7 protein-coding genes are annotated in these 7,259 nt (G+C 58.2%); 3 read left to right on the top strand and 4 right to left on the bottom strand.

The genetic code is table 11. From position 1 onward, the window contains the following. The 3 genes from PFH44_RS22880 to PFH44_RS22890 all read right to left on the bottom strand — a co-directional run. On the bottom strand, positions 1–642 hold a 642-nt coding region (locus PFH44_RS22880; RefSeq protein WP_283826250.1), incomplete at its 3' end, for a thiolase family protein. Positions 643–651: 9 nt separating this feature from the next. Next, the gene (locus PFH44_RS22885) at positions 652–1,308 is read right to left on the bottom strand and encodes a CoA transferase subunit B (protein WP_283826251.1); all 657 of its coding nucleotides are present in this window, start codon (positions 1,306–1,308) and stop codon (positions 652–654) included. Positions 1,309–1,310: 2 nt separating this feature from the next. Continuing rightward, positions 1,311–2,018: a CoA transferase subunit A gene (locus PFH44_RS22890; protein ID WP_283826252.1), complete on the bottom strand. Its 708-nt coding sequence runs from the start codon at positions 2,016–2,018 to the stop codon at positions 1,311–1,313. A 142-nt stretch (positions 2,019–2,160) separates the two neighbouring features. On the opposite strand from PFH44_RS22890, the gene PFH44_RS22895 reads away from it, so the two are divergent. Continuing rightward, positions 2,161–3,075: a LysR family transcriptional regulator gene (locus tag PFH44_RS22895; RefSeq protein WP_283826253.1), complete on the top strand. Its 915-nt coding sequence runs from the start codon at positions 2,161–2,163 to the stop codon at positions 3,073–3,075. A 111-nt stretch (positions 3,076–3,186) separates the two neighbouring features. Here the strand turns inward: PFH44_RS22895 and PFH44_RS22900 are convergent, their stop codons facing one another. Further along, positions 3,187–3,327 carry a hypothetical protein gene (locus PFH44_RS22900; RefSeq protein WP_283826254.1) on the bottom strand — a complete coding sequence of 47 codons (141 nt, stop codon included), beginning with the start codon at positions 3,325–3,327 and terminating at the stop codon, positions 3,187–3,189. Between the two features lie 310 nt (positions 3,328–3,637). On the opposite strand from PFH44_RS22900, the gene PFH44_RS22905 reads away from it, so the two are divergent. Further along, positions 3,638–4,546 carry a DUF535 family protein gene (locus PFH44_RS22905; RefSeq protein ID WP_283826255.1) on the top strand — a complete coding sequence of 303 codons (909 nt, stop codon included), beginning with the start codon at positions 3,638–3,640 and terminating at the stop codon, positions 4,544–4,546. Positions 4,547–5,045: 499 nt separating this feature from the next. Further along, positions 5,046–7,259, top strand: a 2,214-nt coding sequence (locus PFH44_RS22910) for an outer membrane protein assembly factor BamB family protein (RefSeq protein WP_283826256.1), incomplete at its 3' end; no start/stop codon positions are given.

Here is a 7,259-nt window from a genome sequence, read left to right on the forward strand (position 1 = left end):
AACCCGCCGCGGCGCCTTTTTGCCCTGGCTGACGCTGACGGGGACAATTTCATCGTCAAAGCGGCCCGCTTTGATGGCCGCCGCCGCCTTTTGCTGCGAGCAGGCGGCGAAGGCGTCCTGGCGCTGGCGGGTAATGGCGAATTCGTCGGCGAGGTTTTCGGCGGTGATGCCCATGTGGTAGTCGTTGAAGGCGTCCCACAGGCCGTCCTGGATCATGCTGTCGAGCAGGGTGGTGTGGCCGAAGCGCAGCCCGGCGCGGGCGCCATCCACCAGATACGCCGCGTTGCTCATGCTCTCCTGGCCGCCGGCGATGACGATTTCCGCGTCGCCGCAGCGGATGGCCTGGGCCGCCTGCTGAACGGCCTTCAGCCCGGAGCCGCAGACCAGGTTCACCGTCACCGCCGGGGTATCAACCGACAGCCCGGCCCGCAGCGCCGTCTGGCGCGCCGGGTTTTGTCCGCAGCCGGCGGTAAGCACCTGGCCGAAAATAAGCTCATCGACCGCATCCGCCGGGAGCCGGCTACGGGCCAGCAGGCCGCGCACGACCTCAACGCCGAGATCCACCGCGGAAAGCGTGGCGAAGGCGCCGCGAAAGCTGCCGACCGGCGTTCTGGCGGCGCTGACAATCACAACCTCTTGCATAGGATCTCCTCAGTTGAAGCGCATTTCGCGCACGTCGTCAGGGACGATCAGGCGGCCGGCGGTTTTGCTGACAATCTCCGCGACGCTGACGCCCGGGGCGCATTCGCGCAGCACAAATGCCCCGTCGATAATCTCCAGCAGGGCGAGGTCGGTCAGCACCCGCTGAATGCAGCCGACGCCGGTGAGCGGCAGGGTGCACTGCGTCAGCAGCTTGGATTCGCCATCCTTTGAGGCGTGGGTCATCACCACGATGATGTTCTGCGCCCCGGCCACCAGGTCCATCGCTCCGCCCATGCCCTTGACCATTTTTCCGGGGATCATCCACGAGGCAATATTGCCCTGCACGTCCACTTCAAAGGCGCCGAGCACGGTCAGGTCGACGTGGCCGCCGCGGATCATGGCGAAGGACTGCGCGGAGTCAAAAATTGCCGCGCCGACGCGGGCGGTAACGGTCTGTTTGCCGGCGTTAATCATGTCGGCGTCGAGCTGCTCTTCCAGCGGAAAGCCGCCCATGCCGAGCAGGCCATTTTCAGATTGCAGCATCACGTCGATGCCGTCGGGGATGTAGTTGGCGACCAGCGTCGGGATGCCGATACCGAGGTTGACGTAGTCGCCGTCGCGCAGCTCCCGGGCGACGCGCATCGCCATTTGTTCACGAGTCAGCATAGTCAGAGGTTCCCCGCGCGCAGCGTGTGCTGCTCAATACGTTTCTCAAAGTTACCGACGATCAGCCTGTCAACGTAGATGCCGGGAGTATGAATGGTGGATGGCGGCAGCTCGCCTGGGGGGACAATCTCTTCCACTTCCACCACCGTAATGCGCCCGGCGGCGGCCATCAGCGGATTAAAGTTTTGCGCGGTGTGGCGATAGATAACGTTGCCGTACCAGTCGGCCTTCCAGCCCTTAATCAGGGCGAAATCGCCGCTAATGGCCTCTTCGAGGATGTAGTGCTTGCCGGCAAACTGGCGCACCTCTTTGCCTTCGGCCACCGGCGTACCGTAGCCGGTGGCGGTATAAAACCCCGGAATACCGGCTCCGCCGGCGCGAATTTTCTCCGCCAGCGTGCCCTGGGGGGTGAGCTCGACGTCGAGCTCGCCGCTCAGCGCCTGCTGGGCAAAGAGCGCGTTTTCGCCCACGTAGGAGGCCACCACCTTGCGCACCTGGCGGCTCTCCAGCAGCATGCCGAGGCCAAAGCCGTCGACGCCGCAGTTATTTGACACTACCGTCAGGCCCCGCACCCCGCGGCGCTGCACTTCGGCGATGAGGTTTTCCGGGATCCCGCAGAGGCCAAAGCCGCCCGCCAGTACCGTCATTCCGTCGGTTAATCCTTCCAGCGCCGCTTCGTAGCTGGCGACGCGCTTATCCAGTCCTGCCATGTTTCACCTCTGCTGGCTTGCGATAGGGTTATCATTGGCGGCGAAGACTGATTTGTTAATTTTGAATTTGTGACCCACTCATTTGGTTTTTTTATTAATTTATTGTTAACTAAATTTTTTCAATTAGTTAACAGGATAAAAAATGAGAATGAGTGTCAAACAGTTACGCGCGTTTTTAGCGGTAGCTCACACTCTGAATTTCGCCCACGCCAGCGAGAGGCTGAATCTATCCCAGCCGGCGCTCAGTTTGACGATCAAGGGGCTGGAAGAGATTTTAGGCGGCCCTCTGCTGCAGCGCAGCACCCGTAAAGTGACGCTGACGCAGGAGGGCGAGATTTTTCTACCGATGGCCCGCCAGCTGCTGGCGGACTGGGATAACGCCGAGGAGGCGATGCGCCAGAGCTTTACCCTGCAGCGGGGAAAAATCTCCATCGCCGCGATGCCCTCCTTTGCCGCGAACGTGCTGCCCGAGGTGCTGAAAGCCTTCCGCGACCGCTATGCGGCGATTAACGTTACGGTTCACGACGTCATCAACGAACAGGTGATTGAAATGGTTCGCGAAGGGCGGGTGGAGATGGGCATCGCCTTTGAGCCCGCGCCGACCAACAACCTGCTTTTTACGCCTCTCGCCGTAGACCGCTTCGTGGCGATTGTGCCGAAAGCGTCCCCCTTAGCCGGTAAAAGCCACCTTTCGTGGCGTGAGCTGCTGACGCTGGATTTTATTACCCTGCAGCGGCCGTCGGCGGTGCGTCTGATGCTCGAGGAGGAGCTGGCGCGCAGCGGGCGTAAGCTCGACGTGGCGCTGGAGAGCCACCAGCTGGTCACGGTGGGGCGGATGGTCGCCAGCGGCCTCGGCGGCAGCGCGGTGCCGGCGCTGTGCCGCTCGCAGATGGCGGCGCTGGGGGCGGTGTGTCTGCCGCTGGATAACCCGCCGATTGAAAAATGCATCGGAGTGATCCACGCCGGACATATGCAGCTCTCAAAAGCGGCGCAGGCGCTGCTGGACACGCTGAAGGGTTTTCTGCCCGCCTGGCCGCAGGGACAGGATTTGCCGTAATGCTGCAGCAGGCCCGCAGCGCCGGCCTGGGGAATGAATCTCCTCAGACAAGGGGACAATTTCAGCGAGGGAGGGACATAAAAAAACCGGCCTCGTCGGCCGGTTCAGAAATCAGATTTTGCAGGCGCCGCCGCAATCATCATCGGCAACGATCGCCTCGGCTTTCTTATCCGCGTCCTCAAGGCGTTCAGCGTTACGCTCCTGCGCCTCTTCCAGACCGCTAAAAACCAGGTTGTCGAGATCAATTTCCATGAGTTACCCACTTTAGTTCAGTTTTGACCGTGGCCAGATTATAGGGCAAAACGGGCGAGGGGGCACCCCGTGCCGTCGTTGACAGCACGTAGCGGTAACCCACTCCCGTTTCCCCCAGCAGGCGATGAATAATAAAGCCGACTGCTAATAATGAGAGTTGACAGGCGGGCTTAATTTAATTTCAGTTTTTAAAGAATGATTATCTGGCTATTTATTAAATGAAAGGACAACGAACGGGTAACTAAGCGTTGACTTGAATGATTTATGATATTATTTCCGCGATTATGGTTGATTCTATGGATCTTGATCGATGGCTATAACAGCAGCAGTCGCCATCAAAGAATGGCGAAAAAATAATAAACTCATTTGTAATGTTAAACTCAAATATAAGAGGGTGTTACGTCGATGCAGAGAAATACCTCTGGCAGGGGGCAAATATAGGGAATACCGGGTGCTGTGTGATAAATACGTTTGCGCCAGATTAACCGGCGCCACGGAGGGGCTGGTCAGCTTTCAGGATAAACCCTTCAAAGCCTATTTAAATAAGAAGTTGTCAAAGAGAACCAAACTCGATATCGCCTACGGCTCGTTGATTTTTATGGAAAAAACATTTTCCGCAGCGATCATGCCGCAGCTGTATAACGTGACGGAGTTTGGGCTGACGGTAGCGACCGTTCCGCTGAAAAATGGTACCAGCATTGACGTTAAGCTGCTGGCATCGCCTTTTCAGGAAGAAGGGGAGCTGATGCTGTTAATGCTTCTCGATAATAGACGCATCTACAGTCTCTGTTTTTCCTGTACCGCCGACGGCCGCGCTTATATTGGCGGCATTCAGGGAGGGAAAGACGTGACCGGTGATGAAATTAAAGTCTTGACTAAGGAGCTTCACGGTATCCGACCTAAAAATTTAATTATCACGCTGCTGTATGGTTTTTTACAGCACTGTAATATTAAAGAGATCTATGCGGTTGACAGCAGTTTCCACGTTAAAAGCGACAAAGTAATGACTAATTACGCTGCGCTATGGCTGGAAGTGGGCGGTGAGCAGTATCGTCGCGGTTGGTATAAGCTGCCGTCGCAGGAAATAAAGAAAAGCCTTGAAGAGGTCAAAAGCAAGCATCGCAGCCAGTTTATCAAACGTGAAAGTTTGAAGGAGCTGGCGCAGCACGAGCTTGCGGCTTCAATGCAGCAGCTTGGCGGGCGTCTTAGCGCCGGTTAATCTGCCGCGGCGGGGTTGTCGGTCAACAGGGGGCTGTTGGCCGGCTATCTCCCACCCTCTCCGGCTATTTCCAGCTATTTACAAGCGTCTCCCGCTATCTCCCGTCATCGCCGGCTAATGCCCACTCTCTCCCGTACCGGCAAGATCTAACCCGCAATCTTGCGCAGGCTCCGTATCGCTCCCTCCTGTTTTGGATCGCTTCCTGCTGCTCCGTACCACACCTCACCGTCTCGACCATCGCGCCATCTTACCGCCTCGCGTCGTGGCGCTTAAAACCGCTTCGTCTATCAACTTGTTTTTATAAATTAAAAAATTTTAAACATAAAATGCTGGATAGTTTTACATAAAATTTACAAACTCATATACTTTCTTACGTTCTTCGCTCCGCTTAGGAGCGTCCAACCAGTATGTTATGTGGTCTGTGCCTTAATTATGTCAATAAAGCACTGTTTAAAATAAATACATTGGTTATAACGACTAACGTCGTATGGGATGAAATATGGACGAACAACGAGGTAGCGGCGGAGGGATGTTCTGCACCGCCTGGCGCCTGCTATTTGTGTTATTGAGTTTTTGCATTGGGCTGTTCTTAACTATCTGGGGCGGCAAGCTCCTCTCTCTTGGCGGCAGCGCCTGGTATCTGTTGGCGGGCCTGGCCTACATGGTTATCGCCGTCGGCTACCTTATCCGCAGTAAATACGCTCTCCCTTTTGCAATTATTACCTTCTTTTTGACCCTGGTCTGGGCGCTATACGAAGTCCAGCTTAGCTACTGGGGCCTGATCCCGCGGCTGGTGGTTCCCGCTCTGCTGCTGATGCTGGGCCTGTGGCTGGCCGCGACCCTGCCGCTCAAACGCGCGCAGATCCGCTACGCGAACCGCAGCGCCGCGGTGATTTTTATCGCCCTGCTGGCGACGCTGGTATCGGCATTCTATCCGCACGGCGGCATCCATAACGGGGTCGTCAAAGCGGCGACCGACGGCAGGCCGACCGAGGCCGCGAAAAGCGATAACTGGGAGTTCTTCGGCCGTGACGCTTCCGGCACCCGCTTCGCGCCTTATGACCAAATCACCCCGCAAAACGTCAAAAATCTGAAGGTGGCCTGGACCTATCACACCGGCCGCCGCCTTACCGGCGCCGGGATTGGGGTTGATGAGAATACCCCGCTGCAGATTGGCGATACCCTCTATTCCTGCACGCCGCTGAACGTGGTGACCGCCCTCGATGCCGACACCGGTAAAGCGCGCTGGCGCTTTGACCCGCACGCGCAGACCGCAGAGCACGTTACCTGCCGCGGGGTGGGCTATTACGATGCGCAGAGTGACGCCTCGCTCAGCGCCGAAGAGAAGGCCAGCCCGTCGCTGCAGCAGTGCCCGCAGCGGATCCTGGTCTCCACCGTTGACGCCCGTCTGCTGGCGCTGAATGCGAAAACCGGCGAACTGTGCGAGGACTTCGGTACGCACGGCAGCGTCGATCTCAAGCAGGGGATGGATAACACCGAAAACAGCAAGCGCTATCACCCCACCTCAACGCCGGTGATTATGGGGCACATCGCGGTGCTCGGCGGCTGGGTTCGCGATATCGTCCACGGCGAGCCCTCCGGCGTGGTCCGCGCCTTTGACGTGCGCAGCGGTAAGGTGGTGTGGGCCTGGGACGTTGGCCAGCCGGAAAACGTGACCGATCCGCAAAAAGGCCGCGTCTACACTCTCGAAACCCCGAACGTCTGGACGGTGCCGGGCTTTGATAAAGAGCTGAACCTGGTGTATCTGCCGACCGGCAACGGTCCGCCGGATTACTGGGGCGGCGATCGTAACGAGGCCAAAGAGAAGTACGGCTCCTCGGTGGTGGCGGTCGATGCCAGTACCGGTGAAACGAAGTGGGTCTTCCAGACCGTGCACCACGATATCTGGGATTATGATCTGCCGTCGCAGCCGGTGCTGTTCCACATGAAGAACGACCAGGGCGAAGAGGTCCCGGTACTGATTCAGACCACCAAAACCGGCCAAATCTACGTCCTTGACCGCCGCACCGGCAAGCCGGTGACCCGCGTAGAGGAGCGGCCGGTGGCGCAGGGCGGGGCGGAAGGCGAGCGCCTCTCCGCGACCCAGCCGTTCTCTACCGGCATGCCGCAGCTCGGCGTTGAGCCGTTAACCGAGAAATCAATGTGGGGCGTGACGCCGTTTGATCAGCTGATTTGCCGCATTGACTTCAAAGAGTCCACCTATCTTGGAATGTATACGCCGCCGTCAGAGAAGCCCTATATCGAATGGCCGAGCCTGCTGGGCGGCATGAACTGGGGCGGCATCAGCATCGATGAGCGTACCGGGACGCTGTTTGTTAACGACATGCGTATGCCGCTGAGAATGTCACTGGTGCGTCAGGAGGATATGGCGAAATACAAGGTCTCCACCGACGAAGTCCCGGGCTTTATGGGCACCGTTCGTCCGCAGATCGCCGGGCCGTACGGCGGCGTGCGGATTGATATTCTGCAGTCCGCGCTGGGCGTACCGTGCAACACGCCGCCGTTCGGCACCATGAGCGCCGTTGACCTCAATAGCCGCCAGCTGCTGTGGCAGGTGCCGCTGGGCTCGGTCGAGGATACCGGTCCGCTGGGGCTGAAAACCCATCTGCATATTCCTCTGGGGATGCCGACCCTGGGCGGGCCAACCTCGACGGCTTCCGGGCTGATCTTCTTTGCCGGTACCCAGGATAAC

Origin of the sequence: Klebsiella sp. Ech2A, assembly GCF_030078455.1 — a bacterium.
GTDB lineage: Bacteria > Pseudomonadota > Gammaproteobacteria > Enterobacterales > Enterobacteriaceae > Klebsiella > Klebsiella terrigena.

Bases quoted from the DNA above. Each gene is read 5' to 3' on its own strand.
- PFH44_RS22905 (WP_283826255.1), top strand. From the start codon at position 3,638: ATGGCTATAACAGCAGCAGTCGCCATCAAAGAATGGCGAAAAAATAAT.
- PFH44_RS22900 (WP_283826254.1), bottom strand. From the start codon at position 3,327: ATGGAAATTGATCTCGACAACCTGGTTTTTAGCGGTCTGGAAGAGGCG.
- PFH44_RS22885 (WP_283826251.1), bottom strand. From the start codon at position 1,308: ATGCTGACTCGTGAACAAATGGCGATGCGCGTCGCCCGGGAGCTGCGC.
- PFH44_RS22890 (WP_283826252.1), bottom strand. From the start codon at position 2,018: ATGGCAGGACTGGATAAGCGCGTCGCCAGCTACGAAGCGGCGCTGGAA.
- PFH44_RS22895 (WP_283826253.1), top strand. From the start codon at position 2,161: ATGAGAATGAGTGTCAAACAGTTACGCGCGTTTTTAGCGGTAGCTCAC.